The organism is Nocardia sp. CA-136227 (assembly GCF_050955695.1).
GTDB lineage: Bacteria > Actinomycetota > Actinomycetes > Mycobacteriales > Mycobacteriaceae > Nocardia.
The window spans coordinates 6,459,141-6,485,523 of the sequence record NZ_CP192081.1; the positions used below are offsets into that span (position 1 = coordinate 6,459,141).

General features: G+C 69.0%; 27 protein-coding genes. 8 read left to right on the plus strand and 19 right to left on the minus strand.

Going from position 1 to position 26,383, the window contains the following annotated elements:
* Positions 1 to 30: 30 nt before the first annotated feature.
* The 5 genes from ACQP06_RS29960 to typA all read right to left on the minus strand — a co-directional run bounded on the left by ACQP06_RS29960 (position 31) and on the right by typA (position 5,435).
* Complete coding sequence (locus ACQP06_RS29960) at positions 31 to 528, minus strand: hypothetical protein (RefSeq protein WP_433668060.1); 498 nt, start codon at positions 526 to 528, stop codon at positions 31 to 33.
* On the minus strand, positions 525 to 683 hold the full coding sequence (locus ACQP06_RS29965) for a hypothetical protein (RefSeq protein WP_167333469.1): 159 nt from the start codon (positions 681 to 683) through the stop codon (positions 525 to 527). The genes ACQP06_RS29960 and ACQP06_RS29965 overlap by 4 nt, the downstream gene beginning before the upstream one ends.
* Positions 684 to 695: 12 nt before the next feature.
* Complete coding sequence (gene mshB, locus ACQP06_RS29970; RefSeq protein ID WP_433668061.1) at positions 696 to 1,586, minus strand: N-acetyl-1-D-myo-inositol-2-amino-2-deoxy-alpha-D-glucopyranoside deacetylase; 891 nt, start codon at positions 1,584 to 1,586, stop codon at positions 696 to 698.
* Positions 1,583 to 3,343, minus strand: coding sequence for an ABC transporter family substrate-binding protein (locus ACQP06_RS29975; protein WP_433673470.1), 1,761 nt, complete (start codon positions 3,341 to 3,343; stop codon positions 1,583 to 1,585). Before ACQP06_RS29975 ends, mshB begins: the two co-directional genes overlap by 4 nt.
* Positions 3,344 to 3,536: 193 nt before the next feature.
* Positions 3,537 to 5,435 carry a translational GTPase TypA gene (gene typA / locus ACQP06_RS29980; RefSeq protein WP_379273392.1) on the minus strand — a complete coding sequence of 633 codons (1,899 nt, stop codon included), beginning with the start codon at positions 5,433 to 5,435 and terminating at the stop codon, positions 3,537 to 3,539.
* 169 nt (positions 5,436 to 5,604) lie between these two features.
* Here typA and ACQP06_RS29985 point away from each other — a divergent pair, with 169 nt between their 5' ends.
* Positions 5,605 to 5,781 carry a hypothetical protein gene (locus ACQP06_RS29985; RefSeq protein WP_357091493.1) on the plus strand — a complete coding sequence of 59 codons (177 nt, stop codon included), beginning with the start codon at positions 5,605 to 5,607 and terminating at the stop codon, positions 5,779 to 5,781.
* A gap of 21 nt (positions 5,782 to 5,802) precedes the next feature.
* The gene (locus ACQP06_RS29990; RefSeq protein WP_379273396.1) at positions 5,803 to 6,096 is read left to right on the plus strand and encodes a 4a-hydroxytetrahydrobiopterin dehydratase; all 294 of its coding nucleotides are present in this window, start codon (positions 5,803 to 5,805) and stop codon (positions 6,094 to 6,096) included.
* On the opposite strand, the gene ACQP06_RS29995 is transcribed toward ACQP06_RS29990, so the two are convergent.
* Both ACQP06_RS29995 and ACQP06_RS30000 read right to left on the minus strand, forming a co-directional pair.
* The gene (locus ACQP06_RS29995; protein ID WP_379273398.1) at positions 6,038 to 7,258 is read right to left on the minus strand and encodes a mannosyltransferase; all 1,221 of its coding nucleotides are present in this window, start codon (positions 7,256 to 7,258) and stop codon (positions 6,038 to 6,040) included. The two genes, ACQP06_RS29990 and ACQP06_RS29995, sit on opposite strands and share 59 nt — an antisense overlap.
* Before the next feature lie 145 nt (positions 7,259 to 7,403).
* Complete coding sequence (locus tag ACQP06_RS30000) at positions 7,404 to 8,612, minus strand: mannosyltransferase (protein ID WP_433668064.1); 1,209 nt, start codon at positions 8,610 to 8,612, stop codon at positions 7,404 to 7,406.
* A gap of 270 nt (positions 8,613 to 8,882) precedes the next feature.
* Here ACQP06_RS30000 and ACQP06_RS30005 point away from each other — a divergent pair, with 270 nt between their 5' ends.
* Together ACQP06_RS30005 and ACQP06_RS30010 are read left to right on the plus strand one after the other, a co-directional pair.
* Positions 8,883 to 9,668: an Rv1157c family protein gene (locus ACQP06_RS30005; protein WP_357091504.1), complete on the plus strand. Its 786-nt coding sequence runs from the start codon at positions 8,883 to 8,885 to the stop codon at positions 9,666 to 9,668.
* A gap of 107 nt (positions 9,669 to 9,775) precedes the next feature.
* Positions 9,776 to 10,141 carry a hypothetical protein gene (locus ACQP06_RS30010; protein ID WP_433668066.1) on the plus strand — a complete coding sequence of 122 codons (366 nt, stop codon included), beginning with the start codon at positions 9,776 to 9,778 and terminating at the stop codon, positions 10,139 to 10,141.
* 37 nt (positions 10,142 to 10,178) lie between these two features.
* Here ACQP06_RS30010 and ACQP06_RS30015 read toward each other — a convergent pair whose 3' ends face one another.
* From ACQP06_RS30015 to ACQP06_RS30030, 4 genes are all read right to left on the minus strand, one after another.
* Positions 10,179 to 10,904, minus strand: coding sequence for a DUF1906 domain-containing protein (locus tag ACQP06_RS30015; protein WP_433668068.1), 726 nt, complete (start codon positions 10,902 to 10,904; stop codon positions 10,179 to 10,181).
* Positions 10,905 to 11,189: 285 nt separating this feature from the next.
* Positions 11,190 to 12,422, minus strand: a complete 1,233-nt coding sequence (locus ACQP06_RS30020) for a hypothetical protein (protein ID WP_433668070.1) — start codon at positions 12,420 to 12,422, stop codon at positions 11,190 to 11,192.
* A gap of 155 nt (positions 12,423 to 12,577) precedes the next feature.
* Positions 12,578 to 13,195, minus strand: coding sequence for a CHAP domain-containing protein (locus ACQP06_RS30025; protein WP_433668072.1), 618 nt, complete (start codon positions 13,193 to 13,195; stop codon positions 12,578 to 12,580).
* A 65-nt stretch (positions 13,196 to 13,260) separates the two neighbouring features.
* Positions 13,261 to 17,211: a BTAD domain-containing putative transcriptional regulator gene (locus tag ACQP06_RS30030; protein WP_433668073.1), complete on the minus strand. Its 3,951-nt coding sequence runs from the start codon at positions 17,209 to 17,211 to the stop codon at positions 13,261 to 13,263.
* Between the two features lie 149 nt (positions 17,212 to 17,360).
* Between ACQP06_RS30030 and ACQP06_RS30035 the strand changes: the two genes are divergently transcribed.
* Positions 17,361 to 17,837, plus strand: a complete 477-nt coding sequence (locus ACQP06_RS30035) for a hypothetical protein (RefSeq protein ID WP_379273413.1) — start codon at positions 17,361 to 17,363, stop codon at positions 17,835 to 17,837.
* Here ACQP06_RS30035 and ACQP06_RS30040 read toward each other — a convergent pair.
* From ACQP06_RS30040 to ACQP06_RS30060, 5 genes are all read right to left on the minus strand, one after another.
* Positions 17,834 to 18,379, minus strand: coding sequence for a hypothetical protein (locus ACQP06_RS30040; protein ID WP_433668074.1), 546 nt, complete (start codon positions 18,377 to 18,379; stop codon positions 17,834 to 17,836). The genes ACQP06_RS30035 and ACQP06_RS30040 overlap by 4 nt on opposite strands.
* Positions 18,380 to 18,571: 192 nt before the next feature.
* The gene (locus ACQP06_RS30045) at positions 18,572 to 19,255 is read right to left on the minus strand and encodes a GNAT family N-acetyltransferase (protein ID WP_433668076.1); all 684 of its coding nucleotides are present in this window, start codon (positions 19,253 to 19,255) and stop codon (positions 18,572 to 18,574) included.
* 305 nt (positions 19,256 to 19,560) lie between these two features.
* Positions 19,561 to 20,073, minus strand: a complete 513-nt coding sequence (locus tag ACQP06_RS30050) for a nucleoside deaminase (protein WP_433668077.1) — start codon at positions 20,071 to 20,073, stop codon at positions 19,561 to 19,563.
* Between the two features lie 101 nt (positions 20,074 to 20,174).
* Positions 20,175 to 20,852 (minus strand): response regulator, encoded by a 678-nt coding sequence (locus tag ACQP06_RS30055; RefSeq protein WP_433668079.1) that lies wholly within the window; start codon positions 20,850 to 20,852, stop codon positions 20,175 to 20,177.
* Entirely contained in the window at positions 20,849 to 22,057 is a 1,209-nt protein-coding gene (locus ACQP06_RS30060; RefSeq protein WP_433668081.1) for a sensor histidine kinase, read from the minus strand. Before ACQP06_RS30060 ends, ACQP06_RS30055 begins: the two co-directional genes overlap by 4 nt.
* Before the next feature lie 191 nt (positions 22,058 to 22,248).
* On the opposite strand from ACQP06_RS30060, the gene ACQP06_RS30065 reads away from it, so the two are divergent.
* Both ACQP06_RS30065 and ACQP06_RS30070 read left to right on the plus strand, forming a co-directional pair.
* Positions 22,249 to 22,593, plus strand: a complete 345-nt coding sequence (locus ACQP06_RS30065; protein ID WP_433668083.1) for a DUF6223 family protein — start codon at positions 22,249 to 22,251, stop codon at positions 22,591 to 22,593.
* 328 nt (positions 22,594 to 22,921) lie between these two features.
* Positions 22,922 to 23,161 (plus strand): hypothetical protein, encoded by a 240-nt coding sequence (locus tag ACQP06_RS30070; protein WP_433668084.1) that lies wholly within the window; start codon positions 22,922 to 22,924, stop codon positions 23,159 to 23,161.
* A gap of 55 nt (positions 23,162 to 23,216) precedes the next feature.
* Here the strand turns inward: ACQP06_RS30070 and ACQP06_RS30075 are convergent, their stop codons facing one another.
* Both ACQP06_RS30075 and ACQP06_RS30080 read right to left on the minus strand, forming a co-directional pair.
* The gene (locus ACQP06_RS30075) at positions 23,217 to 23,888 is read right to left on the minus strand and encodes an NAD-dependent epimerase/dehydratase family protein (protein WP_433668086.1); all 672 of its coding nucleotides are present in this window, start codon (positions 23,886 to 23,888) and stop codon (positions 23,217 to 23,219) included.
* Between the two features lie 2 nt (positions 23,889 to 23,890).
* On the minus strand, positions 23,891 to 24,799 hold the full coding sequence (locus ACQP06_RS30080) for an SDR family NAD(P)-dependent oxidoreductase (RefSeq protein WP_433668088.1): 909 nt from the start codon (positions 24,797 to 24,799) through the stop codon (positions 23,891 to 23,893).
* Positions 24,800 to 24,910: 111 nt separating this feature from the next.
* Here ACQP06_RS30080 and ACQP06_RS30085 point away from each other — a divergent pair, with 111 nt between their 5' ends.
* Positions 24,911 to 25,474 (plus strand): TetR/AcrR family transcriptional regulator, encoded by a 564-nt coding sequence (locus ACQP06_RS30085; RefSeq protein ID WP_433668090.1) that lies wholly within the window; start codon positions 24,911 to 24,913, stop codon positions 25,472 to 25,474.
* A 37-nt stretch (positions 25,475 to 25,511) separates the two neighbouring features.
* Here ACQP06_RS30085 and ACQP06_RS30090 read toward each other — a convergent pair whose 3' ends face one another.
* Positions 25,512 to 26,273 (minus strand): dienelactone hydrolase family protein, encoded by a 762-nt coding sequence (locus tag ACQP06_RS30090; protein WP_433668092.1) that lies wholly within the window; start codon positions 26,271 to 26,273, stop codon positions 25,512 to 25,514.
* Between the last annotated feature and the right edge of the window lie 110 nt (positions 26,274 to 26,383).

The window sequence follows — 26,383 nt, forward strand, 5'->3', positions numbered from 1 at the left end:
GACGACGAAGTGTGACAGCGCCCCGGAGACTCAGGCTCCGGCCGACGCCAGACGCGCGGTGGCGCGGTAGTAGAGATACATGCCCGCGGGCAGCAGACCGCAGATCAGCAGCAGCATGGTGGGCCAGTCGCCCATGAGCAGCGCGTAGCCGCTGGGGCTGAAACCCGCGCAGATCAGGAAGCCCAACGCCCACACCAGGATCGGCAGCGCCATCACGCCGATCCGATCGGTCGCCACGCCCATGCCCATCACCAGCAGCACGTTCACCACCGCGGCCACCAGGGCGGCCACCGGCACCGGGATCGCGCCCGAGGTCATGCTCGAGGCCAGCGAACCCGCGGCCAGCACGGGGGTGGGCTCGGGAATGGTCGCCCGCCCGGCGTAGAGGGGCAGGAACAGCACTTCGAGGCCGAGCGTGATCACCGCGTCGATCAGCAACAGCCCGGCGATCACCGCGTTCAACACGACGCGACCCGGGCGCGGGCCCGCCACCGCGTCACCCGCGCGGGCTCCCAAGGCGGCCGTCACGGCACCGGCGGGAAACCGAGCAGCGTCAGCAGGTGACTCTGCATGTCCACGAAGCCGTACAGCACCGACAGGTACAGCTCGTGCTGCCACTCGAAGTAGGGCCGCTGGCTCTCGACGAACGCCGCGATGGCGTTCTGGAGGTCCCAGTTGTACATAGCCTCAGTCTCTCATTCCAGCCCGCCGAAGAGATCATGTTCCCGACCGTCGGGGCCGAGTGGGCCGCGCTCACCCCGCACCAGAATGTAATGCTCCTCCGGCAGCACCGGCTGGGCGACATCGTTCGAGAGCGCGAACTCCCGGCCCGACGGCGCCACCGTCACCTGGGTGGCGTGCGCCCGCAGCGCCGCCCGCTTCGCCGTCAGCACATCGGACACGTCCACCGCGGTGGTCACCGATTCCGCCGGGACACAAGCCAATTCGCCCTCGTGCGGCAGCCGCCAGCCGCGCGGCAGCGCGCCCGGCAGCTGATCCACGGTGCGGCGCTTCAACGCCTCGGTGTGCATGGCCAGCACCGCGGCGTCAGTGACCGTCCAGTACACCTTCGGGACCGTCCAGCCCCAGTCCGAGGCCGCGTGCACCGCCGCCATCGTGATCTCGTGCGCGCGAATGTGATCGGGATGCCCGTACCCGCCGCGTGGGTCGTAGCCGATCACCACCCGCGGGCGCAGCTCCAGCAGCACCCGCACCAGCGCGTCGGTGGCGGCGGTCCCGGAATTCACGAAGGCCCGCGGATTGCGCGCCGACGGCGTCCCGGCCATGCCGGAGTCCCGCCAGCGGCCCGCGCCGCCCAGGAAGTGCGGCACGCCCGCGTCCAACGCGTCCAGGGCCCTGGTCAATTCGGCGATCCGGTAGCCGCCCAGCTGATCGGCCGACCCGGCCACCAGCTGCTCGTACTCCTCGCCGATGACCTCGCCCTCCTCACCGAGCGTGCAGGTCACCACGGTGACCGGGACGCCGCGGCGGCGGTAGTGGGCGATGGTGCCGCCGGTGGTGATGGATTCGTCGTCGGGGTGCGCGTGCACCAGCAGCAGGCCGTGGCGCGCGGAATCGATGGTCACGGCAGCCTCCGCCAATTGGCGGCATCCGCGAAGATGCCGGTCTGGATGGCGCCGCTCAGCGAGGCCCCGTCCACGCGCGGGCCCGCAGCGGCCACCTGGGTGTCCTGCACGATCGGCAGCACGGTCGACATCTCCCACAGCCGGGGCTCGACCTCGGCGATCACCTTGCCGGGATCCAGGCCGCGCAGGGCGGCGTCGATACCGGGCTGCAGCGCCGCGTCGCAGACCCCGGACAGATTCGACGGCGACTTCTTCGCACCGTCCGCGACCGTGGTGTCCCCGTTGTCGCCCGGCGGGGCCACCGGCGCACAGCCGTACCGGGAGGCCAGTACGGTGGCCGGATCCTGACCGGTGCGCTCCCAGCCGACCACCGCGTCGATCCCGGCGTCGGTCAGTTCCTTGCCGTACAGCGTCGCCGCGGCGACGCTGCGGACGATGACATCGATTCCGGCGCTGCGCAATTGGTCGGCGGCGGTATTGGCCACCGCCAGCGACGTGGTGTCGCCGTCCACCGCGCCGACCCGCACCGTCAGCGATTTGCCGTTCTTGGCCAGCGGACGCGGCTGCGGCGCGGGCGAGGTCGCCGACGGCGCCGCGGGCGTCTCCGCGGCCCGCGCGAACCCGGCCTCCGCGAGCAAGGCGAACGCCTCCTCCACCGGCAGCCGCGGCGGCTGCGTGGCCGCGTACCCGGGGTCCGACGGCGAGAGCACCTGCGCCCGAACCGGTTCCACCCAGCTGCCGGTCTGCGCGCCGACCGTGGCCAGCAGCACCGGATCCAGCAGCGCCAGCACCGCGCGCCGCACCCGGACGTCGGCGAGATCCCCGCTGCGCCCGTTGAGCACCAGCGACATCTCCCGCGACTGCGCCATCACGGCCGTGCGCACCGAGGGGATCGCCGCCAGCTGCGCCTGCAACGCCACCCCGCCGTGCACCAGCGCCATCTGCGCGTCCCCGACCCGCAGCGACTCCGCCACCTGCGCGGGAGTTCCGCCGCGCCGCAACAGGATCTGATCCGGCACCGCGGGCTGACCCCAGTACCGGTCATTGCGTTCCAGCAGGATCTCCTCGCGGCCACGATCGGCCTGCTTGATCCGGAACTGGCCGCCCGAGATCCGGATGGTGTCGACCAGGCCCTGCTCGAAACCGCTGTCCTTCACCAGATGCTGGGGCAGCAGATCCGTGAACAGCTGCCGCCACGCCGGATACGGCTGCGTCATCGTGACGTTCACGGTCTTGCCGCCCGCCGCGGAACTGACGTCGGAGATCAGCCGATACCCCGCCGGATCCACCGTGCCCGGCTGCGTGATCATCTGCTGCCACAGGTATTTGAAGTCCTCGGCCGCGATCGGAGCGCCATCGGACCAGGACGCCTCGTTCTTGATCTGGTAGCTGATCGTGAACGGCTCCTGCGAGGTCACGTCCGCCGACACCATGAGCGCCGGATTCAGAATCCAGTCGGTCGCACCCGGCACCCCCGGCGTCGGCGCGGCCTTGAACGGGCTCGGCAACACCATGGACGCCACCGCCGCCGTCGCGGGCGACTGCTGCGACCGCAGATGCGGATTGAACCCGATCCCGATGTCGTCCACCGCGACCACGACCGAATTCTTGCCGGGCTTGGCGGGCTGCGTCTTGGGAGAGTCCGTGGACTCGATGGGCGGCGGCGGATTCGCGGTGCAGCCGGTCGCGACCGCCAGCAGGGTCGCCACCATCAACAGCACCGCGCGCACCGATGCGCGCCTCCGGGCCCCCGTCATCACGTTCGGCACTCTACTGGATCCCCTTCACGCCACCCGGCTACCGGCACTGGGCCGGGGCAAGGTCCGTCAGAGCTGGAACCGCCCACCCGGGGAATCCGGGTGGGCGGTCGAGGTTTCGGGGCCGATCCACCGCGATCGGCGGTTGGAGGTTCGGGCGCGAAGCCCCCGAGAGTCCCGAGAGTTGGTCTGCCTACTGGGCGGCGGCCCGGTCACGCGCCTTGCGACGCGAGATCTCACGCTGCCGGTCGGTGGCGCTCAGGGTGACCTTGCGCACGCGCACGATCTCCGGCGTCACCTCGACGCACTCGTCATCGGTGCAGAACTCCATCGCACCCTCGAGGTCCAGCTGCAGCGGCTTGGCCAGCGTCTCGAACACGTCGGCCGTGGCGGACCGCATATTGGTCAGCTTCTTCTCGCGGGTGACGTTGACGTCGAGATCCTCCGAGCGCGGGTTGATGCCGACCACGTGGCCCTCGTAGGTGTCCGCGCCCGGCTCCACGAAGAACTGACCGCGGTCGGCCAGCTGGATCATGGCGAACGGGGTGACCGAGCCGTTGCGGTCGGAGACCAGCGAACCGGTGTGGCGAGCGCGGATCTCGCCGGCCCACGGCGCGTAGCCGTCGAAGACCGCGTTCGCGATACCGGTGCCGCGGGTCTCGGTGAGGAAGTCGGTGCGGAAACCGATCAGGCCGCGCGACGGCACGATGAATTCCATGCGCACCCACCCGGCGGAGTGGTTGCTCATCTGAACCATCTTGCCCTTGCGGGCGGCCAGCAGCTGGGTGACGGCACCCAGGTACTCGTCGGGGCAGTCGATGGTCAGCTCTTCGAACGGCTCGTGGGTCTTGCCGTCGACCTGCTTGGTGACCACCTGCGGCTTGCCGACGGTGAGCTCGAAGCCCTCGCGGCGCATCTGCTCGACCAGGATGGCGAGCGCGAGCTCACCACGGCCCTGGACCTCCCAGGCGTCCGGGCGGCCGATGTCGAGCACACGCAGCGACACGTTGCCGACCAGTTCCTGGTCCAGGCGCGACTTCACCATGCGGGCCGTCAGCTTGTGGCCCGACACCCGGCCGACCAGCGGCGAGGTGTTGGTTCCGATGGTGACCGAGATCGCGGGCTCGTCGACGGTGATCTTCGGCAGCGCGACCGGGTTCTCGACGTCGGCGAGGGTGTCGCCGATCATGATGTCCGGGATGCCCGCGATGGCGACGATGTCACCGGCCACGCCCTCTTCGCCCGGCTGGCGGTCGACGCCGACGGTCTTGAGCAGCTCGGTGATCTTCACGGTCTTGACGCCGTCACCGTGCATCCAGGCCACGTTCTGGCCCTTCTTCAGGGTGCCGTTGTAGATGCGCACCAGGCCGATTCGGCCCAGGAACGGGGAGGCGTCGAGGTTGGTGACGTGGGCCTGCAGCGGCTTGGTCGCGTCGCCCTTCGGGGCCGGCACGTACTTCATGAGGACCTCGAACAGCTCGTCGAGGTTCTCCGCGTCCGGCACCTGGCCGTTCTCGGGGCGGCTGGTGGAGGCGACGCCCGCGCGGCCGGAGGCGTAGAGCACCGGCAGGTCGAGGGCCAGCTCGGCGGCTTCCGAGGCCTCGTCGTCGAGGTCGGAGGCCAGGTCCAGCAGCAGGTCGTGGGATTCCTCGACGACCTCTTCGATGCGGGCGTCCGGGCGGTCGGTCTTGTTGACCACCAGGATCACGGGCAGCGAGGCGGCGAGGGCCTTGCGCAGCACGAAGCGGGTCTGCGGCAGCGGACCCTCGGACGCGTCGACGAGCAGCACGACGCCGTCCACCATCGACAGGCCGCGCTCGACCTCACCACCGAAGTCGGCGTGGCCGGGGGTGTCGATGACATTGATGACGGTGACCGATCCGTCGGCATTATGCCGGTGAACAGCGGTGTTCTTGGCGAGAATGGTGATGCCCTTCTCGCGCTCGAGGTCACCGGAGTCCATCACCCGGTCGACGAGTTCGGCGCGTTCGGCGAACGCACCGGATTGCCGGAGCATGGCGTCGACCAGTGTTGTCTTGCCGTGGTCGACGTGCGCCACGATGGCGACGTTGCGGAACTCGACAGACGACACGTTTGATTCCTCCTGGTGAAAAGTCTGTAGCCGACCCGGATGGGTTCTCATGCGTGGGGCTGCCTACGACGAGACATGGCGAACTCCACCGGGCATGCGGCGAGCTACACATTACCGGGCGACGTGGGTCACCTGTTCAACGGCCAGAGGTTAGGTTAAGCTAACCAACATGGGCAAGGTCAAGGCAAAGGACGTCTCGCGTCTCAAGCCTAAGAAGAAATGCTGCCGCAAGAAAACGCGGTGCATGAAATGCCCTGTGGTCATCATGAAGATGAAGAAGGCAGAGGCCGCCGGCTGCTGCGGCAAGGAACTCAAGAAGTGCCTCAAAGCCGCACGCGCCGCCTGAAATCGGAGTAGACCAGGACTTATGAGTCCTGTGTTGCTCTCCGACGACGAGATCGCCAAGGCACTGACCGACCTGCCCGAATGGACCCGAACGGGCGACAGCATCAGCCGCACCGTGCAGGCCGACTCGTTCCTGGCCGGAATCGAGCTGGTCCGCCGGGTGGCGGCCGCGGCCGAGGCCGCCGACCACCATCCCGACATCGATATCCGCTGGCGGCGGGTCACCTTCACGCTCTCGACCCACTCCGCCGGCGGACTCACGCCACTGGATATGGCTCTCGCACGGGAGATCGATCGACTGCGGGAGCAGGGCTGAGCCGCTTCACCGCGATCATCCAACCGAACAGCACCAGCACCCCGGCCGCATTGGCCGTACCCGCCCAGGCCAGGTACCAGGGCCGGGAGATCTCCCACATGTTCGTCTGCACCGTGCCCAGCAGCCACGGGATGCCGACAATCGTGTTGAACAGCCAGAACGCGCGCATCAAGCCCGCGCCCGGCGCGTCGCGCAGCGGGCCGAAGCGCAGCCACAGCACCAGCGGGACCAGGCAGATCCAGTGGTGCGACCAGGAGATCGGCGCGGCCATCATGCCGAACAGCTGCACGATCAGCAGCGTGCCCAGCCGATCGTCGGAACGTAGTGCGCGCCAAGCGAAGAAGGCCAGCACGGCCGTGGCCAGCACCGCCGTCTTCCACAGCAGCCCGCCGCCGATATCGTGCCCGGCCAGGCGGCTGAGCGCGCCACGCAGCGACTGGTTGACCACCGAACCGACCGGCCCGATGCGGTGCGGGTCGCCGACCAGCTCACCGAAGTACTTCTTGGTCTCGTTGGGCGTGAGCAGGTAGGTCAGCCCGATGGTCCCGACGAACGCGCCCACCGAGGCCGCGATCGCGAGCCACTGCTTGCGGGCCACGAAGTACAGCCCGGTCACCGCCGGGGTCAGCTTGATGCCCGCGCCCAGGCCGACCCACGCGCCCGCCAGCCACCACCGGGTGCTGCGCGCCGCGGCCATCGCCATGAACACCAGGAACACGTTGACCTGGCCGTAGTCGAGGGTGGACCGCACCGGTTCCAGCCACATGCCGCCCGCGGTCCACGCCACCGCGGAGGTGCGCCAACGCTGTTCCTGCATGGCCTCCGGACCGAGGATCATCTCCAGGGCGATCCAGATGATGCCGAACAGCGCCCCGACGGTGGCCAGCAACCAGCCCACGGCGACCACGTCGAAGGGCAGGAAATGCAACGGATACAACAGCAGCGCCGCGAACGGCGGATACGTGAACGGCAGCGGAAATTGTGGTGACCGACTGGAATCGGTCCATTCGTAGAGGTTCCCGCCGAAGAGATTCGCGGCGCCTTCGACATAGACGTGCAGGTCCACGAGGATCAGGTTGCTGGGCCAGAACAGCGCCCAGGCCACACGAGCCAGCACCGAGATGCCGAGGGCGACGGCAGCCAGCTGGAAACGTCGATTCACAGACGGACTTTCGGGTCGGATTGGTCACCGACCGGAGGTCACGGCTGGCGATCTCGCCTGACGGCGCGCGGATAAGCGTAGCCGTAGTAATGAATATCTCGCGCACCCAAGAAACGTGGGCACCGGGACCCGCCTATTGCGAATTTCACACCGCGACTTTCACTTCAGCGTCTGTCCGGCTACGACTCTCGAGGCGACCGGCCCAGATGATCCAGGCGAACAGCGCCAGCACACCGATCACATCCACCGCGCCGAGCCAGGACAGGATGCCCGGCCGCGAGATGGTCCAGATCGAATCCTGGAAGAACCCGAGCACCCACGGCACGCCGATCAAGGTCACCGCGAGCCAGTACCCCGCGAGCGCCCGCGCCCCGGGGGCGTCGCGCAGCGGACCGTAGGTCAGCCACAGGATCACCGGCACCAGCCAGATCCAGTGGTGCGACCACGAGATCGGCGACACCATCAGCCCGAACAGCTGCACGATGATCAGCGTGCCCAGTCGATCGTCGGAACGCAGTGCGCGCCAAGCCAAGAACGCCAGGACCGCGGTCACCAGCGCCGCGGCGATCCACACCGGACCCGACACCACGTCGTGGCCGAGCAGACGGCTGAGCGCACCGCGCAGCGACTGATTGGTCGACGAGCCCACCGGGCCGATCCGCTTGGCGTCGCCGAGCAGCTCCCGGAAGTACTTGTTGGTCTCCCCCGGCGTCAGCAGATAGGTCAGGCCGATGGTGCCGAAGAAGACCACCGCCGACCATAACGCGGTGAACCAGCGCTTGCGGGCCGCGAAGTACAGCCCGGTGACCGCGGGGGTCAGCTTGATGCCCGCCGCCACACCGACCAGCGTGCCCGACACCCACCACCGCGAGCTGCGCACCGCGAGCATGGCCAGCAGCACCAGGAACACATTGACCTGGCCGTAGTCGAAGGTCGTGCGCACCGGCTCGAGCCACATCCCGACCGCCGTCCACGCGACAGCGGCTGTGCGCCAACGCTGTTCGCGCATGGCCTCGGAGCCCAGGATCATCTCCAGCGCGAACCACACCACGCCGAACAGCGCCGCCACCGTGGCCAGCAGCCACCCGATGGCGACCACGCCGAAAGGGAGGAAATGCAGGGGGTAGAACACCAGCGCCGCGAACGGCGGATAGGTGAAAGGCAGCGGAAAGTCGGGCGTCTTACTGGCATCGGTGTACTCGTACAGATGGCCACTGCCCAGATTCGCCGAGCCGTCGACGTAGACATGAAGGTCCACGAAGTTCATGCCATTGGGCAACAGGAGCACCCACAGCAGGCGGGCCAGCACCGAAATACCCAGTGCCGCGGCGGCCATGTGGAAGTGTCGTTTCACGCGGCACGTCTTTCAGCTCAGGCGGTCTACGGCCGCGGTCAGCCTAGTCGTATCCCGAATTGCGCCGCGCATCGGACACTCTGCGTAACATTTGCATCACTGGCCCCATCAGTAACACGCATTCTGGTCGCTCGTTCGATAGCGTCAGCTGATCAAGTTCGCCAAGATCACACGCTGGCTGTACAACACGGCAGCCCGGTCCCTAGAGTGGCGCGGAGCGATGGGGCTCCATCGCCGCTAGTTGTACCCGAGGTAAGGACGGCTACACCAGTGCTTCGCACCCGAGGAACGCGGTTCACAGTCTCCGCGCTGGCCCTGGCGGCCTGCGCCACCGTCGCCGTGCCGACTGCGGCAGAGGCGAAGCCCGCGCCCGCGCCCCTGAGCGCGGTGTCGATTCCGATGATCCCCGAAGGGGTTCCGGTCGACGCCCTGGCCTCGCTGATCCCCGCCATCGTGGGCGCGGCCGCCGGGCCCGCCGATATCGCCGATGCCGGCCCCAAGAACACCATCCTCGCCCAGGCCAAGCAGCTGCTGGAGAACAGCAACCTGCCGCCGCAGGTGAAGACCACGCTGCTCGCGGTCATCAAGTTCCTCGACGGCAGTGGCGGTGGCGGCCCGGACATTCCGGAGGACGGCCCGGTCATCTCGCAGTTCCTGTGGCCGACCATCGGCAAGGGCTGCATCTCCTCGTCCGCCGACTCGGTGGGCACCGCGCTGGCCGTCGCCGGTCCCGCGCAGCTGCCCCCGCCGGGACCCGCGCAGGGCCAGGCCGGTTTCGTGTTCACCGCGCTGGGCACCAAGCGGCCCACCGACCCGCAGCCCACCCCGATGACGGTGCAGTGGCTGAACCTGGACACCCGCGCCACCGGCACCATGAACCTGACCGACGACGCCAAGATCAACCCGGACGGCCCGGCCACCCTGTCGGCCATCGCCAACACCGGCGCCGGTCGCGTGGTCGCCATCGTCTCGGGTTCGCTGACCACCCAGTCCGACCCGGAGGCGCAGCCGATCACCTGCTCCTTCCTGCCGACCATCGGCTTCTTCACGGTCTAGTCTCGGCGCACGCCGAGAATTCGCCCCCGTCCCTCCCGAGCGAAAGCCCGGGAGCGGCGGGGGCGAAATCGTTTGCAGGAGCGGATTCCTGTGGTAGACCGCTAAGTATGGCCGCTGTTTCCAACCCGCTACGGGGACTGCATTCGCGCCGATCGATCCTCTCGATTCGTTCGGAGGGATCGATCCTGTCGATCGGCTCGGCCTATTCGATCCTGTCCATCGGCAGCGTGGGCTCGGTGCTGTCGATCGGGTCGGTGGGCTCGTTCGGCTCTCTCATCTCCTCGGCTTCCTTCGGCAGCCTGGGATCCGCCTTCTCCGGCTTGTCCCGCTTCTCGCTGTTCTCCTGGAACGGCAATGGGCAGACCTTCGCCAACGGCGCCGACGAGGAACACAACGATCCCCACCTGATGCTCCGGGTAGTCGCGGAGGAGCCCGATCTGGCGCAGGACCCCACCTGCCACTGCCAGACCTGACCTCGGGCCTGTTCACGAGAGCGCCGCGAGTCGGCGATCACCACCACTGGCCGTACTGGGGGACCAGTACAGAGTTCACGTCCACCGAGATGCCGCCCACCTCGCGCTTGTCGATCTCGAACTGGTGCAGGGTGGCGGCGGGGTGGACGTAGCCCTTCGGGGTGCCCCAATTGTGCTGCCAGAAGAACGAACCCAGCCCGACGTCGCGAATGTTGTCGATGGTCGGCGAGTTGGCGTACACGCCGGTCCGCCGGCGCCCGATGACGGTTTCCCATCCGCGCAGGTAGGGCTCGATCATCGACTCGAACTCCTCGTCACTGGGGTTGTCGTCGATGGAGGCGTAGATGGGCGCGCTGTCCGGGCCGCCCGCCGCCTTGTGCAGCACCAATCCCCGTGCGGCGTGCTTCAACCCGGCCGGGTAGCCGCCGCGCCAGTCGGCGGTCGGGCCCTTGCCGAACTGGTAGCAGGACACCACCGCCAGGCCCGCGGCGCGCAACGCGTCGACCTCGCGGGCGAGCAGCGGTTTGCCTTCCATCCATTCCGCGCCGGGCCGCCGGTCGGAGACATAGCGGATGACGCCCATATGGCCGTCGTCGCTGATGGATTCGGCTGTGGGGACGCCGCCCGCGTAGTCGAGCAGGGTGCCGAGGGATTCCTTGGCGGCGGCGGTGGCGGGTGGGAGGGCCATTCCAGCGGTGATCCCGGCGGCCAGGGCCGTTGCCCCGGAGAGGAAATTCCGTCGGTTGACAGGGGCAGAACTCATCACGGCTCCTTCGCGCACTGGTCGAACATTCCGATCGAGTGCTGGAGGAGTCTGGCTCTGGACCTATTCGGTCCACCTGCGGCGTACCCGGCGCACCTTCCCCGATGACAACAAGATCATCCGTGCGCCGGGAGCCCCTGAACGTGCCCTCATTTCACCATATTCACATTGGAATCGCCAGACTCATCGAGCACATCGGCACCATATGTCACATCAATGGAAAACCAGGCAACGACCGGCCGACAGCGAACAAATAGCTATGAATTTTCGTGGCTGCCGAGACCGTCAGACGCGGGTCTTGTTCAGCTGCGCGCCCACGTCGATGGTCCGGCGCGAGACATCCGCGACCTCGCTCCGCACGACCGTCGCCACCTGCGCGGCGATCTGCTTGCGCATGCCCGCGAGCTTGCCCAGGGCGGCGGCCCGCCAGCCCTCCGCGATCATCTCCAGATCGATGTCGCGAGCCCGGGGCGGGGCGGCGTCGATGACGATCAGCAACGGTTCGGCGGCGCGCGCGGTGAGGGCCACGGGCACGTTCACCTCGGCCCGGTAGCGATTGGTCTTCAGCACGTCCACGCTGATGTCCAGGCTCACGGGAATGGTGAGGTCGAAGCGCACCAGCGCAGGATCATGGACTTCGGCGGCAGCGGCTTCGGCGGCCTGCGCGGCCGCGGCGGATTCGGCGGCGGCCCTGGGCAATTCGGCGATCCGCGGCGCGGGCGGGGCCGTCGGGGTGACCGGTGCGGCGGCGGCCACCTTGGGCAATCGCACGCTGCCCTGCACCCAGACCTCGGCCTTGTTGCCGGGGCCGGTGCGCAGCGGCCCGACCTCGATGGGTTTGCCGGCCATCGACTCCACCACCTGCCGGACCCGGTCCGCGGTGACGATCAGGTCGAAGAACCGGTGCCCGAACTCGTCGTAGCCGATCCATTCGTGGGTGGGGCGGCCCCTGTAGGGCGAGCGGGTGCCGTCCAGGATGGCCTGCACGTCGAAGGTGCGGCCGCGCTGGGAGTCCGGGTCGGCCAGGATCACATTGATCCGGTTGGCGACCTCGCGCTGCACCAGCTGCGCGATCGGGTTGAGCAGGACTTCCCACGCGGTGCCGATGGCCTGCGCGCGCATGACGAAGCTCACGTCGCGGCCGGTGACCGGGGGGATGTCGATGACGATGAGCAGCGGGTCGGCGGTGCGCGCGTGCATGGTGAGGTCGATCTCCACGACCGCCTCCAGCCGCAGCCGCTGCCCGCCGAGGGTGACGTCGACCCGGAGAGTGACCGGGAGCATGACGTCGAAGTGCACGTGGGGGGCGCGCCGGATGATGGTGGGCTTGCCGATGCTGCCCTTGGCCACGAAGCGGGCCAGTCCGGCGGGCCCGATTCCGAAGGGCCCGATGGTGATGCCCTGACCGGCCACGCTGGAGACCGCGGATTCGATCCGGGATTCCGTCACCGCCGCCGCCACGAAACGTTCGCCGAATTCGGCGTAATCGATCCAGGTCGGTGCGTCGGGCAACGTCATCCAGCTCTTTCTTCGGGCGGGGACCCCTGTCCTGCCGATGAGGGGGCAGCAGGACAGGGATCAATCGGCGACGCTGCCGGGCGCCGCCGAAACCATCGTAGGCGGAAGATGCGCTCGGTTGTACACCCCGCCCCGCGTGTTTCCAGAATGTGGAATCAGCGTGTTCCCAAACGCCCGAAACCGACCAGCCCCGTTGTGCCGGATGGGCGGAATTCATGGATGGCGACGCCACCGGATTCTCCGGCTTCATTGCCACCCACCGTGGTGATCGTATCCGAATCCACCGCGATCACAATATTCGTGTGCTGATGGAACACACTGGAATCGGAGTACATGACAACGTCTCCGACACGCGGTAGAAAACCTGCGTTCGCCTCCTCGAAACGGCGCTGACCCCGGTAGTACTCCTCCAACGTGTAAACGCCCGGTATGCGCCAGGATCCGGAATTCGGATTGTGCAACGGTTGCCCGGCGGCACGCATCACCCAGCTCACGAAGTCGGCGCACCACGGTTCGGCAATACCCTCCGAGTATTTATCGCGTCCGCTCTGTTCCTCGAATTGTTGCCGCAGCACATCCACGACGCGGTTCTGCGCGTCGGTCAGCCCGGTGGAATCGATGGCCGGAAAATCGTGCACCAGGCCGCCGGCCAGGTTGCGCGGACCGGTGAACGGATTCGTCCCGGGGTGTCCGTGCTGCCACCAGCGCACCCCGGCCACTCCCCCGGCCGCGAGGCCGCCGACCACCGCCAGCACCAGGACGGCCACCAGCATCCGGCGGCCGCGCACCCACTTCGTCATGTCGCCCTCCCCCTCCGGCCGGTGATCGGCCTCGAAGGTTAGGACGTCTCACACCGGTTGGAAGTTCCCTCGCCCACCCGTGCGGCCGATTCGGCGGCCGGTTCGAGGCGGCCGTGGCCGACCGCGCCGAGCCGCCCGGCCCGCATCAGGCCCAGGCCCGCGGGCGCGAGTTCGCCCAACTGGGTGCGCAGCCGGGTCTGGAGTTCCGTACCGGCGGACCGGTGCCCGGCGGCGCGCGTGTGGTCGCCGAGGTAGGCGGCGAGTTCGGCGAGCACGAAGTCCATGGGCCCCATCGCCGAGGCTCCCGATTCCAGCCCGCAGACGGTGCCCGCGTACGGCAGCAGCTGCGTGTAGATGTCGCGCGCGTCGGCCGGTTCGTCGAGGGCGATGGCCAGGCGGGCTTTCACCGCGGTGAAGGTGGACCAGAACTGCGGGGCGAGGGGCGGCGCGGCGGCGAGGGTGCGGCGGGCCTCCTCGGGGCGGCCCGCGTTCACCAGCGCCAGCGCGTAGCCGTGCACGAACAGTTCGGGTTTGAGCGCGGTGCGTTCGCGCAGGTCGTTCAGGTACTCCGACATGTCGCCGCGCAGCCAGCCGATGGATACGGCGATGCCGACGTGCAGCGCGTTGGTGTCGCGGGTCGGTTCGGCGGCGCCCTCCAGCGAGTGCGCCACCAGGTCGTCGATGCCCGCGCTGCCCTCGGCGAGCAGGCGCAGCACCTCATCGGTGTTGCCGCGCAACAACTCCAGCACCATGCCGAAGGGCGCGATGGCGTCGAGCAGGTGCCGCAGCTGCCCGTCGGTGGCGTAGGCCCCCGCCTGGGCGGCGTGTTCGGCGGCGGCCACCAGGTCGGCGTCGGCGAGGGTGGCACGGAACAGCAGATAGTGGGCGAGCGCGCGGAATTCGGTGAGTTCGGCCTCGGCGGAGATGCGCAGCAGGTGGGTGGCGTAGCGCCGCAGGTCGTGGGCGCGCAGGAAGCCGCCCGCCGCGAAGGCCGCGAACGCCTGCGCGTTGAGCACCGTGCACAGCAGATCCGGGTCGTCGAGCGGTTCGGCCAGCGCCATCGCGGTGGCCGCCAGCACGCAGGCGGCGGCCGGATCCTCGACCGCGCGATCGAAAACAGCGGTGACCTGCAACATGATTCGCGTCCGCACCGGCTGCACCGGATCGGCCGACGCGGCCCGCAACGGCCCCCGCAGCCCGGGATCCGGCGTGTGCCAGTCGTGCACCGACCAGATCAGCGGCGTCGGCCAGCAGGTGACCGCGTGCGCGAGAACCGCTGTCCCACCGACCGATTGGGCGAGATCCAGCGCCTGCGCCCGCGCCGCCCGCGCCGCGATGTGCTGCCCGTCGTAGGCCAGCGCCACCACCAGCTCGCACCGCGCCTCGAGCACCGCCAGCCGATCCCGCTGCGCCGCACCCTCCCCGGTGTGCCCCGCCAGATCGTGCAACGCCAGCACCGACCGCCACCGCCGCACGGCATCGGCCCGCATCCGCCGTTCCACACACCGCCGCGCCGCCGCCCGCACATAGGGCAATGCCACCGTCGCGGTCTCGCCATCGGCCCCGAGCGCCGCGTGATGCGCCAACTCATCGATATCCCGCCCGCGCGGAACCGCTGGCTCATCCGTGCCGGAATACGCTCCGGCAAAGGGGAACTCGGCCGCGAACCCGCCCACCGCCGATGAACTCAGAGCTGCCATTGCCGACTTGTTCGCCGCGCCGGGTGTTCCGCTGGTGCCGGGCGATCCATTCGCGGGGGCGGCGGTTCCGTGCGCGAAGGCCGCGCCGGCATCGCCGGCGGCGTGCCTGATTCCGGCCTGGAACAATCCCGCCATCCGCAGCGACGCGGCCGAGAGCGCCGACGGATCGGGTCTCGGTGCGCGTGGACCTGGGGCGTTGGGGGTGGCCGAGGCGACCTCGTCCGCACCACGCAGTGCCGACAACGTGCGATCGATGCGAGATCCGTTGGCGTACCGCGGCATTCCGAGGAGGGCCGCGACCACTTCGTCGGCGCCGCGCAGTGCGGACAGCGCCCGGTCCGCCTCGAGGGGGAAGCCCGCGCCGTCGACCGGGGGACGGGTCGACGACCTTCCGGCATCGGCGTCATGTTCCGAGCTCAGCGGGTTGCGGGTCGCGGCGTCGGGGTCGTGGCGCAGGTATTCGAAAGCGGCCCAGTGCATTCGGGTGCGGCGGAGCGCGGGCAGGTCGTAGTAGACGGTTTCGCGGACGAGCGCGTGGTCGAAGGTGACGCGCCCGGCGCGGTCGGTGCGCAGCAGCCGCGCCGTTTCGCCGGCGGCGACGAGGTCGATGACGGCATCGTGGGACTGCCGGGTGGAGCCCGCGAGGGTGGCGATATCGCTGTCGCCCCATACCGACAGGTGCCGCAGCAGGTCCACCACGTCCGGCGGCAGCTGGGCGATCCGGCGCCCGAGCAGGTCGCGCACGCTGTCCGGCAGCGCGTCGGTAATCCCCTGGTTGGCAACGAGTTTGGCGAGTTCGCGGACGAACAGCGGGTTGCCGCCGGTGCGGCGGCGCAGCAGTTCGACGGTGCGGTCGTCGAGGGCGGTGAGTCCGGCGGCGGCCGCGGCCCGGCGGGTCCCGGCCATGTCGAGTCCGTCGAGTTCGATGCGGTCGGCGGTGAACAGGGCCAGGGCGGCGGCGGTGTCGCGGACGCCGGGTCCGGCCTCGGTGCCGCGCAGCGTGGCGACGATGAGTATCGGGCTGTCGCGCAACCAGTTCACCACCTGCCGCAATACCTGCAGGGTGGCGGTGTCCGCGCCGTGCACGTCCTCGAGCACGATGGCGACGGGTGTCCCGGCGGACCGTTCCCGGCAGGACCGGACCACGCGGCGCGCGAGGGTGAAAGCGTCGGCGGCGGTGAAGGTTTCGGGGTCGGCGGCGTCGAGTCCGGTGAGCACCTCGGCCCAGGACCAGGCGGGCGGCGCGGAGTCGACCTCGGGGCAGCGGCCGAAGACGGTGGTCCAGCCGCGTTCGCTCAGGTGCGTCGTGATGGCGGTGGCGAGGGTGGTCTTCCCGGCCCCGGCCTCGCCGGACAGCCAGACCAGTCGCACGTGTCCTTCGGCGGCGGCTTCGGCGGCGACCAGCACGGCGTCGCGCTGGGTGGCATATCCACTGTCCGGCAGGGGTTCCGGGGCGGGCAGGGGTTCGGTTTCGGCGGGCCGGACCACCACGACGGGCGGTGTGGTCTCGGCGTCCACCGAGTGGGTGAGGATGGCGGTTTCCAGGTCGCGCAGCGCGGGTCCGGGGTCGACCCCGAATTCGAGGGTGAGGAATTCGCGGCTGCGGCGCACGGTGGCGAGCGCGTCCAGCGACTGTCCCAGTCGGTATTGGGCGAGGGCCAGCAGCCGGGCGGTCTCCTCCCGGCCGGGATGCTCCTCGAAGACGGGCCGCAGCGCCAGCACTACCTCGGCGGGACGGTTCATCTCGAGCGCCGCCTGGGCGCGCAGTTCGGCCGCGGTCATCTTGAGCGCCTGCAGCCGCGCGGTCTCCTGGGTCGCCCAGGTCATGCCGGGGAACGATTCGAAGGCGCCGCCGTGCCAGCAGGCGAGCGCGGAGTCGAGCACCCGCACCTGTTCGAGGGGTTCGGGTCGTCCGGCGGGATCGCGCATGGCGGCCTCGTGGCCGTGCAGCAGTTGTTCGAAGAGCCAGGAGTCGACCTGGTTGGGTTCCAGGTTGAGCGCGTAGCCGTGGGATTCGGAGACGATGACGCGCGAGTGGGCGCGACGCGGCCGGTCGGGTTCGAAGACGCGGCGCAGGTTGTGGATGTACACCTGGAGCGCGGCAACGGCTTTGGCGGGCGGGTCGCCGTGCCAGAGGTCGTCGATGAGCCGTTCGGTGGGCACCACGCGGCCGCCGGCGGCAACCAGCCGGCCAAGTACCGCGCACTGCATGGGCGCGCCCGGAGGCACGCGCTGGCCATCGATGCTGATGTGCAGCGGGCCCAGCACCCCGATCCGTATCAGCGCCATAGCCGGTGTCCGACCCCCGTACCCACTTCGAATAAAACCAAACAGGATCCTCTCAATATGGCAGAAATTCTGCGACAGTACCCAGTCTTGTGATCCGGCTTAACTCGATACGAAGTCATTCCGAAGAGCTATCCCGCACACTGCCTAGGGTGTTCGACCCCTCCCCGCCGCCCGACGCCGATCTCGCGGTGCTACACAGCCTCCCGCATCCGGCCTGCCTGCACGACGGCGGCTACGACGTGGTCGCGGCCAACGACGCGTTCAAGAAATTGTTCCCCGGCACGGGCCCGGGCGCGAATCTGATGACCGCGATCCTGCTCGAACCCATGGCCCGCTATCGGCTGGGCGATTGGGAGGCCGAGGCGCAGGTGATGGTGTCGGCGTTCCGTGCCGCCGCCCCCGAGCTGCACCCGGATCGGGTGGAGGAGATCGTCAATCTGGCCCGCCGCTCCCCCGACTGGGATCGCCTGTGGGACAGCGGGGTCGTTCCGGCCGCGCCCTACGAGCGCACGGTGCTGATGAACGATCCGCTGACCCGTAAGGAGCGGCGGATGTACGTGCAGACCTTCGAGTTCCGGTCGCCGCAGCGGCCGTGGTGGCTGCTGACCGTCGTCCCGTTCGACTAGGCCTCCGCGGCCGGGATCTCGAACCAGCCGTCCTCGGGTTCGGCGTATCCGTGGTACATGAGCGGGATGCGCCGGTCGACGCCGAAATGCCGGTAGACGGCGAGCATGGCGGACCGGACGGCGTAGTTGTGGAAGTCGTCGATGCGGCGCGGGCCGAGCCAGTGCTCGGGGAGCAGTTCGAGCCGGGCCAGTTCGTCGGGATCGTCCGCGTCCAGCCCCATGGGGGGCTCCGGATCGGCGATGAAGTGATCGTGCAGCACCACGTGCATCCGGTGCGGATCGTGCTCTCCGGCGGTGAAGGCCAGGAATCGGGTTCGGATGCTGGGTACGCCGTGCGCGTGCAACCACTCGACGAGGTGGGGGTTGGGGCTCGGGATCGGGGCGGGTGACCAGCGGGGCCCGGCGGCGAGCGGCGTCTGCTCGACCAGGTGCAGGACTCCGGCTCCGGGAACGCGGGGTTCGGGGACGAGGAACAGGCTCAGGACCGGGGATCCGGACACGCTGTCGGAGAGGCAGACTTTCGTGCGCATGGGGTCGGGCATGCGCCGCTCCTTCGGGAGAAGGGTTGCTGGCATCGTCATCCGAGGTGGTGCCGGCTCGTCGAGTGACCAGACTCGGACAGATCTCTCCTCGACGCCCGACCGGTGCAACACCCGGAATTATAGTCGCCGGCCATGGCTCGGACCGACCGGTCTTCCGGCCGGTCCGAACGGGTTCGCGGGCGCTCCCCCGGCCTACGCGCCGACCAGACGACTGCGCGTCCCCGGCGCGGGCAGCGCCGCCAATTCGCCCTCGATGATGGCCCGGACATTGGGCCACTCGTCCTCCAGGATCGAATAGAACGCGGTGCTGCGCACCTCGCCGTCCAGCCCGCGCGAATGCGCTCGCCGGACCCCGTCGCTGGTGGCGCCGAGCCGTTCGATCGCCATGCGGGAGCGCAGGTTCCGGACGTCGGCGCGCATGGCGATGCGCCGCACCCGCCACACCTCGAAGGCGTGTTGGAGTAACAGCAGTTTGGACTCCAGGTTGATGCCCGAGCCGCGGGCCTCCCGGGACAGCCAGGTGTTCCCGATCTCGGCGGCGTCGGGCACCGCCAGCAGCGGATCGTCGCTGGGCGCACCATGGACCAGCGGCCACACCACCGGACCCTGCCAATAGTCGAAGCGGGTGAACCGGGTCGAGCCCAGCACCCGGCCGCCGGCCATGGCCACGATGGCGAAGGCCAGCGAGGTGCCCGCGGCATGCCCGGCCAGTGCCTGGGCGATGTATTCCAGCGCCTCGTCCACACCGTGTGGGACAGGAGTGAACGCATAATCGTCGCGATTCCCTGCCGCGGCCTCCGCGAGACCCGACGCATGCTGCGGCGCAAGGGGTTCCAGCCGTACCAGACGGCCGGTCAGAGTAACGGGTACGGGCACGTTCCCTCGATCTTTCGGAGACGGTCGGGGGTCGCGTCAGGCATTGGCCGCCCCGGCCACCCACTCCGGAATCGACGAACCAGCCCTGGCGCGCCAGTAGCAGCATCGGATAGTGGGATGAACGATAGCGGAACACCAGCGCACCGCGCCGCAGGCGGCATGTAAATTTCGAGCGCTTTTCCGCGCGTCGCGCCGCTATTTTCACAGGTGTCATTCAGCCGATTCCGAGCCGACCGTCCGCTACCATCCGGCGACCCCGCCGCGACCTCAGGAAACATCGAATACCTATGCGCTGGAAGGTATTACTACGCCATCGTTCCGCGCCAGAACCCGCCGTGCACCGCCCGCGCCTCCGCGAGCTCGACCGGCCCCACCACGGCGATCCCCCGCTGCCCCGCCGCGAATACCGCCCGGCACGGCAGCGCCATCGTCGGGTTCTCCCGATTCGCCCCGGTCAGCCCCAGAAGCTGGTCTTCTCCGAGTGCATAAACCACCCGGCCGATATTCGCCCAATAGATCGCCCCGGCACACATGACACAGGGCTCACAACTGGTGTAAACCGTACAGCCACGCAGAAACTCGGCATCATAAGCCGCACTGGCCGCCCGCACCAGATTCGTCTCCGCGTGCCCGGTCGCGTCCCGTCCGGTCACCACCGTGTTCTCGGCCTCCAGCAACACCGCCCCATCGGGCCCGGTGAGCAACGCCCCGAATGGGTGATTGCCCCGTTCCCGCGCCCGCCCCGCAATGGCGATGGCCGTCGCGAGAAGACGGGTATCCAGATCGGTCGGGACGCTCTCCTGCGAACCGGGGCTCATTCCACCATCATCACCCACTGCGATGCCTTCCGGCCGGAAGGCCCAGCCACTCAAACCGTTTCCGCCGCCCCTAGGTGTCCCGCACGGTCGGGGGCCTCGGGTCAGGGCGTGACCAGTCCGGTGCGGTAGGCGATGACGACGAGTTGTGCGCGATCGCGCGCCCTCAGCTTGCGCATGGCATTGCCGACGTGGGTGCGGGCGGTGGCGGGGCTGAGCCGCAGCCGGGTGCCGATCTCGGTATTACTCAGACCCTCGCCCACCAGGGCGACGATTTCCCGCTCGCGATCGGTCAGCACCGAGAGCGTTTCCTCGGCTATCCGCGCGGCCGCCTGTTGCGCGGTGAAGCGGCCGATGAGGCGGCGGGTGATGCGGGGCGCGAGGAGGGCGTCGCCGGCGGCGATGACCCGGATGGCGTGCAGGAGTTCGGCCGGGCCCGCGTCCTTGAGCAGGAAGCCGCTGGCCCCGGCCTGGAGGGCGTCGAAGACGTTCTGGTCGGTGTCGTAGGTGGTGAGCACGAGAACGCGGGTGCGTTCGAGGCCGGGGATACGCGTGAGGTGGGAAGTCGCTTCGATGCCATCGAGTTTCGGCATGCGGATGTCCATCAGGACGACGTCCGGGCGGGTGACGCGGGCGCGTTCGACGGCTTCCGCGCCGGTGGCGGCCTCAGCAACGACGGTGATGTCGTCCTCCAGGTCGAGCAAGACCTTGAAGCCGGACCGGACGAGGATCTCGTCATCGGCGAGCAACACCTTGATGGGCTCGATGGGTTGGGCCGTCATCGCGGCGACCCCGCCGGGGCGAGGGGCAGCCAGGCCGCGACCTCGAATCCGCCGTCCGGATGCGGTTGCGCCTCGAGGTCGCCGCCGAGCAGTCGGCAACGCTCTCGCATCCCCGGAATACCGCGCCCACCCGGCCCCGCCGGGGGCGGGTGGGCGGAGCCGGTTCGCCCCGCGTCGGTGATCCTGACCCGCAGGGTGTCAGCGTCGTGGTCGAGTACGATCGTCACCCGCGTCGGGCCGACGTGGCGGATCACGTTGGTGATGGACTCCTGCACGATGCGGTAGGCGGCGACACTCACCGCACTCGGTAAAACCACTGCGGTAGACAGGTTTTCGGACATCTCGACATCAAGACCGGCCGAGCGCGCCCGGTCGGCCAGCTCCGAGACCCGATCCAGGCCGGGGTACGGCGAGCGCTCGTCGTCACCGTCGTCGCGCAGCACGCCGAGCACCGCCCGCATCTCACCGAGGGCCCGCGAGCTGGTCTGTTCGATCGCGCGCAGCGCGTCTCGCGCCTGTTCCGGTTTCCGGTCCAGCACATGCGCGGTGACACCGGCCTGCACATTGATGACGGCGATGGCGTGTGCGACGGTGTCGTGCACTTCGCGCGCGATGCGCAACCGCTCGGCATCGACGCGGGCCCGCGCCTCCTCCTCTCGCGTGCGCTCGGCCAGCTCGGCCCGCCGCTGGGCCTCGACGGCGATCACCCGCCGGGTCCGCACCGACTCCCCCAGCGCCGCACTCATCACCGACGCGCCGATCCGGAAATACACCCACCCGATGGCTGCACGCGGCTCGATCCCGATCGAGGTGATCAGCCATACGGCCGAGAGCAGGCCGATCCCGGTCCCGGCCAGTACCAACGATCGGAGCCCATCGCCGACGGCCGCCAGGGTGTACAGCGCGACGAACAGCGCGAGCCAGGTCGGCCCGTCCGGAAACCCGCAGCCGTAGTACACGATGCTGGCGATCGCGGTCGTGACGAAAACCGCTGCGGGCCACCGTCGGCGGGCCACGATGGCCACACCACTCACGATCAGCAGCGCGTATCCCAGGAACCCGAGGTCGGTCAGCGGCCGGGCCCCCACCTCACCGATATTGCGCACCACGGTGCCCTGGACCTGCATCACGGTGATGAAGAGCGTCAGCGCCAGGTCCTGCACCCACACTGGTGGCCGCGGGATCAGCGCACGATGCTCCTCCATGCAGCGATGGTAGGTCGCACGCCGGTGCGGATCCTCACCCTGTGGTCGCGACCGTCTACGTCGACGAACGTAGACGCGTGCCAAAACCGTACGCGGAACTGCGCATTCACTCCCGTTCCGGGACGGAGGCGGACCGGCTGGCCCGCCGCGATCATCGAAAGTCGTCGATCCCGTCAGCAAGGAGACCCGTCATGCTCGTCCACCAGCTGTCCGCCGCGTCCGCGCCGATCTGGCTCGCAGTCGGCGGATACGGCCCTGGCTCAGGCAGATTCGGCGCCAACGTCGCCGCCCTGGTCGCCCTGGCCGCCCTCACCACCGCCTTCCTGGCCCGATCCCGCTTCCGCAGCACTCCGACCGCCGCGTTGCTCGCTCAGGCGATGGGCCTGACCGCCATGAATCTCGCGGTCTGGCACGTGGCCCGGTCCGCGGCCGGTTTCGGCACCGGCAACGGCCGGGCGGGCGGGATCGTCGCCGCCGCGATCGCCCTGGCCGCCCTGGTTCTCGCCGCCCGAACCCTGGCCCGCCCGCGCGACTGACAGGTTCAGGGTTGCCACCTCCCGACCGCACCACGGTCACCGTCGCGAAGGAGAGCACCGGCCCGGTGAACACCGGCAGCGCCGCCGACACCCTGGGCTCGCTGCTGGGCGGCACCGGCTCCAGCCACTAGACCTCGCGGCGAATCCCGCTTGTTTGCCGGCCTGACCGGGCGACTAAACGCACTCCGGCCACGCTGAACACCGCGGACACCGACCCTGAACTGGGCTGCTTGAAGCACAGTGCTGCAACATCCGCGCAAATCGGGCGAACTTTGGGCTAGCTTCCGAAGGTGCGTTCGCTGTGGGCACTCGGCACGAGGAGGCATCCATGAGATCCAAGCGCGCGGCATTGGGGCTGGCTACGGCCATTCTCGCAATAGCGTTCGGCTCCGGCATGGCCGCCGCCGATCCAGACGATCCAGGCACCGCGGGCACGGGCCCCGATTCGGAGCTCTGCCAGTACCCCGATGTGAACAATCCGTATTGCACGAACTTCCCAGATGATCACAACAACGAGGGCGATATGGGCAACGGCCACGACGAAGGGGGCATGGGCGACCACCGCTGAACCGGGCCGATAGCAGTCGAGCCCCCACCCGGATACCGGGCGGGGGCTCGTGCTCTCACGATGGCGTCGGCTCGGCGGCCAGATCGTTGATGTCGGCGGTGAACAGGATTCGCGTCGGGGATCCGGTGCGAGCGGTCCGAATCATCGCCTGCCCCAACCGAAGTGCCGAGGTGATCCGACGCGGAGCGATGCGGCCGACCAGTGGGTAGAGCGGGACCAGGACTCGCTGCAGCACGGCATTGGCCTTGGTCTTGGGCTCGCCGCCCGGCAACGGCTCGATGAGCGCGGGCCGGAACATGTACGCGCGCTCGGTGAGTGCCAGCAGGGCGTTCTCGGTTTCGCCCTTGACCCGCGCCCACATCTGGCGGGATCCCGTGCCGGTGCCCGCGCCGGAGACATAGCAGAAGGTCAGTTCCGGGTTGGCGGCCAGAACGGCGTGCGCGGCCGCCAGACCGATGTCGAAAGTGACAGTGCGGTAGTCGGTTTCGCTCATGCCCAGCGACGAGGTGCCCAAGCAGAAGAAGCAGGCGTCGTAGCCGCGGAGCCGCTCCTGGATCGCGGTGAAGTCGGTGAAGTCCGTGTGGTGCACCTCGTGCAGCTTCGGGTGCGCACGCCCGGTCGGCGAGCGGCCGATCACCAGCACGTCGGTGACGGCGTCATCGCGCAGACAGGCCTCGAGCACGCCCCGGCCCACCATCCCGGTGGCGCCGAAAAGGATGATTCGCATGGTCAGCCGATCGGGTAGGTGACGCCGGTCAGTTGCTCGGAGGTCTGCCACAGCCGTCGGGCCAGGTCGGCGTCGTGGGATTGCTTGCTCGACGACACCAGCTTCGGGTAGCCGCGGATACCGGCGAATCCGTCGGGGCCGTAGTACTGGCCACCGGTCGCCGCGGGGTCGATGGCCGCGCGCAGGGTGGGCAATGCGCCCATGGCCGCGGACTGACTCACCAGGCGCATCATCGGCGTCCCGATCACCGCGGGCAGGTGTCGGCCCAGTTCGGTGTTCGAGCCGCCGGGGTGGGCGGCCAGGGCGACCGTCGATTCGCCGGTCGCGGCGAGGCGGCGCTGGAGTTCATAGGTGAACAGCAGGTTGGCCAGCTTGGATTGGCCGTAGGCGGCCACCCGGTTGTAGTGCTTGTCGAAGTTGAGGTCGTCGAAGTGAATGGCCGCGCGGATCCGGTGCCCGATGCTGCTGACGGTGACCACGCGCGATCCCAGTGTAGGCAGCAGGGTGTCCAGCAGCAGTCCGGTCAGCGCGAAGTGGCCGAGGTGGTTGGTGCCGAACTGCAGCTCGAAGCCGTCGGCGGTGGTCTGCTTGGGCGGGTACATCACTCCGGCGTTGTTGATCAGCAGGTCGATGCGCGGATGGGCGGCTTTCAGTTCCGCCGCCGCGGCGCGAACCGAGGTCAGTGATCCCAGGTCGAGACGCCGCAGTTCGAGGGTGGCCGCGGGGGTGGCGGCGGTGATCCGGTCGGCGGCGGCCTTGCCCTTGTCCAGGTCGCGCACGGCCAGTACGACGCGCGCGCCCTTGGCGGCCAGCGCGGCGGCGGTTTCGAAGCCGAGTCCGGAGTTCGCGCCGGTCACGATCACGGTGCGGCCGGTCTGGTCCGGAATATCGGCGGTGGTCCAGTTGGTCATGAGGGGCTCCTCGCTACAATCCAGGTAATCGGAGTGAGCACTCCGCTTAGATCCGACTATACGGAGTCTTCACTCCGTTTGCAGTGAGTACGGCACAGGAGGCGATTCGCCGTGAGCGAAAAGGTCAGGCCATTGCGCGCCGACGCGGCCCGTAATCGGGCATTGGTCCTGGAAACCGCCTATCGGGCCTTCGCCACCGAGGGCCTGTCGGTGGCCGTCGACGAGATCGCCCACCGCGCCGGTGTGGGGATCGGGACGGTCTATCGCCACTTCCCGACCAAGACGGCTCTCTTCGCGGCCGCCGTCGAACACCGGCTCGGTCAGATCGTGACCGCGGGCCGAGCCCTGCTCGACGATGGCGACCCCGGCGAGGCACTGTTCGGCTTCGTGCGTTCCATGGCCACGGATTGGGGTGCGGCCGACCGGGGTTTGACTCAGGTGATAGCCGGAGACGATATCGGCACCGCCCAGATCGACGCCGCCGAAACCCAATTCATGAGCCTGCTCGCCGAGCTGGTGACCGCCGCCCAGCAGGCCGGCACCGTGATTCCGGAACTCACCCCGCGCGAAGCCAAGGCGGTCATCGTGGCCTGCCAGGCCGTCGGCACCCACACACCCGACGTCGCCGACCGGGTGATCAGCCTGGTGCTCAACGGAATCCGGCCCGCGGGATGATCCACCCGATCGGGGCGATCACTGCCGGAGCCCTGAATTACCGGCGCAGGTTGCGGTCGAAGAGGGCCAGCAGTTCGCGGTAGTGCCGTTCGGCCGATGCGGGGTCGTAGGCCGCGGTGTCGGCCTGGGTGTAGCCGTGCTGGGCGCCTTCGTAGACCTCGGTGCGGTGGCGGACGCCGGCGGCGGCGAGTGCCTTGTCGAATTGGGCGATGTGTTCCGGGGTCATGTGGTGGTCCTCGCCCGCGTGGGCGAAATACAGTTCCGCGGTGATGTTTCCGACCGTCAGGTGCGGGCTGTCCGGGGTGTCGGTGACGAGTGGTCCGCCATGGAATCCGGCGACGGCACCGATCCGATCGGGGAACATGGCGGCGGCCATGACCGCCAGCCGGGCACCCATGCAGTAGCCGGTGACGCCGACCTTCCCCGCCGCGACCCGCGGTGACGCTGCCAGCCAGTCGAGGTAGGCGCCGATATCGGAGCGCAGTACATCCGGGGTCAGCTCGCGGATCATCGGAAAGACCTGCTGGAAGATCTCCGGCCGCTGCGCGGGATCGATCAAGTCCGGCAGCTCGATCACCGGGGCCCGGCCGTGCCGGTAGTAGGCGTTCGGCACCAGCACCGTATAGCCGTGGGCGGCAATGCGATCGGCCATCTTCCGCAGGCTGGGTCGCAGCCCGAATCCGTCCTGGATCACCAGCACGCCCGGATGGGCGGCGCCATCGTCGGGGTAGGTGACATAGGCGTCGGCGACACCATCGGGGGTGTGCACGTCCACCGGCATTTCGTGTGTTGCGGTCATCGTCGAATCCTTTTGTCGTAGTTGATGTCCTGTGAATCAAAACGACGAGGCGGATCCCGCGCGGCGCTCAGGAGAGCACCGGGTAACCAATCCGTGTGCGGCGCAAGCCA

Coding starts and splice junctions, on each gene's coding strand:
- ACQP06_RS29965 (WP_167333469.1), bottom strand. CDS start 683: ATGTACAACTGGGACCTCCAGAACGCCATCGCGGCGTTCGTCGAGAGC.
- ACQP06_RS29975 (WP_433673470.1), bottom strand. CDS start 3,343: ATGACGGGGGCCCGGAGGCGCGCATCGGTGCGCGCGGTGCTGTTGATG.
- ACQP06_RS29985 (WP_357091493.1), top strand. CDS start 5,605: ATGGGCAAGGTCAAGGCAAAGGACGTCTCGCGTCTCAAGCCTAAGAAG.
- ACQP06_RS29990 (WP_379273396.1), top strand. CDS start 5,803: ATGAGTCCTGTGTTGCTCTCCGACGACGAGATCGCCAAGGCACTGACC.
- ACQP06_RS30010 (WP_433668066.1), top strand. CDS start 9,776: ATGGCCGCTGTTTCCAACCCGCTACGGGGACTGCATTCGCGCCGATCG.
- ACQP06_RS30015 (WP_433668068.1), bottom strand. CDS start 10,904: ATGAGTTCTGCCCCTGTCAACCGACGGAATTTCCTCTCCGGGGCAACG.
- ACQP06_RS30020 (WP_433668070.1), bottom strand. CDS start 12,422: ATGACGTTGCCCGACGCACCGACCTGGATCGATTACGCCGAATTCGGC.
- ACQP06_RS30025 (WP_433668072.1), bottom strand. CDS start 13,195: ATGCTGGTGGCCGTCCTGGTGCTGGCGGTGGTCGGCGGCCTCGCGGCC.
- ACQP06_RS30030 (WP_433668073.1), bottom strand. CDS start 17,211: ATGGCGCTGATACGGATCGGGGTGCTGGGCCCGCTGCACATCAGCATC.
- ACQP06_RS30040 (WP_433668074.1), bottom strand. CDS start 18,379: ATGCCCGACCCCATGCGCACGAAAGTCTGCCTCTCCGACAGCGTGTCC.
- ACQP06_RS30050 (WP_433668077.1), bottom strand. CDS start 20,073: ATGAGCCCCGGTTCGCAGGAGAGCGTCCCGACCGATCTGGATACCCGT.
- ACQP06_RS30055 (WP_433668079.1), bottom strand. CDS start 20,852: ATGACGGCCCAACCCATCGAGCCCATCAAGGTGTTGCTCGCCGATGAC.
- ACQP06_RS30060 (WP_433668081.1), bottom strand. CDS start 22,057: ATGGAGGAGCATCGTGCGCTGATCCCGCGGCCACCAGTGTGGGTGCAG.
- ACQP06_RS30065 (WP_433668083.1), top strand. CDS start 22,249: ATGCTCGTCCACCAGCTGTCCGCCGCGTCCGCGCCGATCTGGCTCGCA.
- ACQP06_RS30070 (WP_433668084.1), top strand. CDS start 22,922: ATGAGATCCAAGCGCGCGGCATTGGGGCTGGCTACGGCCATTCTCGCA.
- ACQP06_RS30075 (WP_433668086.1), bottom strand. CDS start 23,888: ATGCGAATCATCCTTTTCGGCGCCACCGGGATGGTGGGCCGGGGCGTG.
- ACQP06_RS30080 (WP_433668088.1), bottom strand. CDS start 24,799: ATGACCAACTGGACCACCGCCGATATTCCGGACCAGACCGGCCGCACC.
- ACQP06_RS30090 (WP_433668092.1), bottom strand. CDS start 26,273: ATGACCGCAACACACGAAATGCCGGTGGACGTGCACACCCCCGATGGT.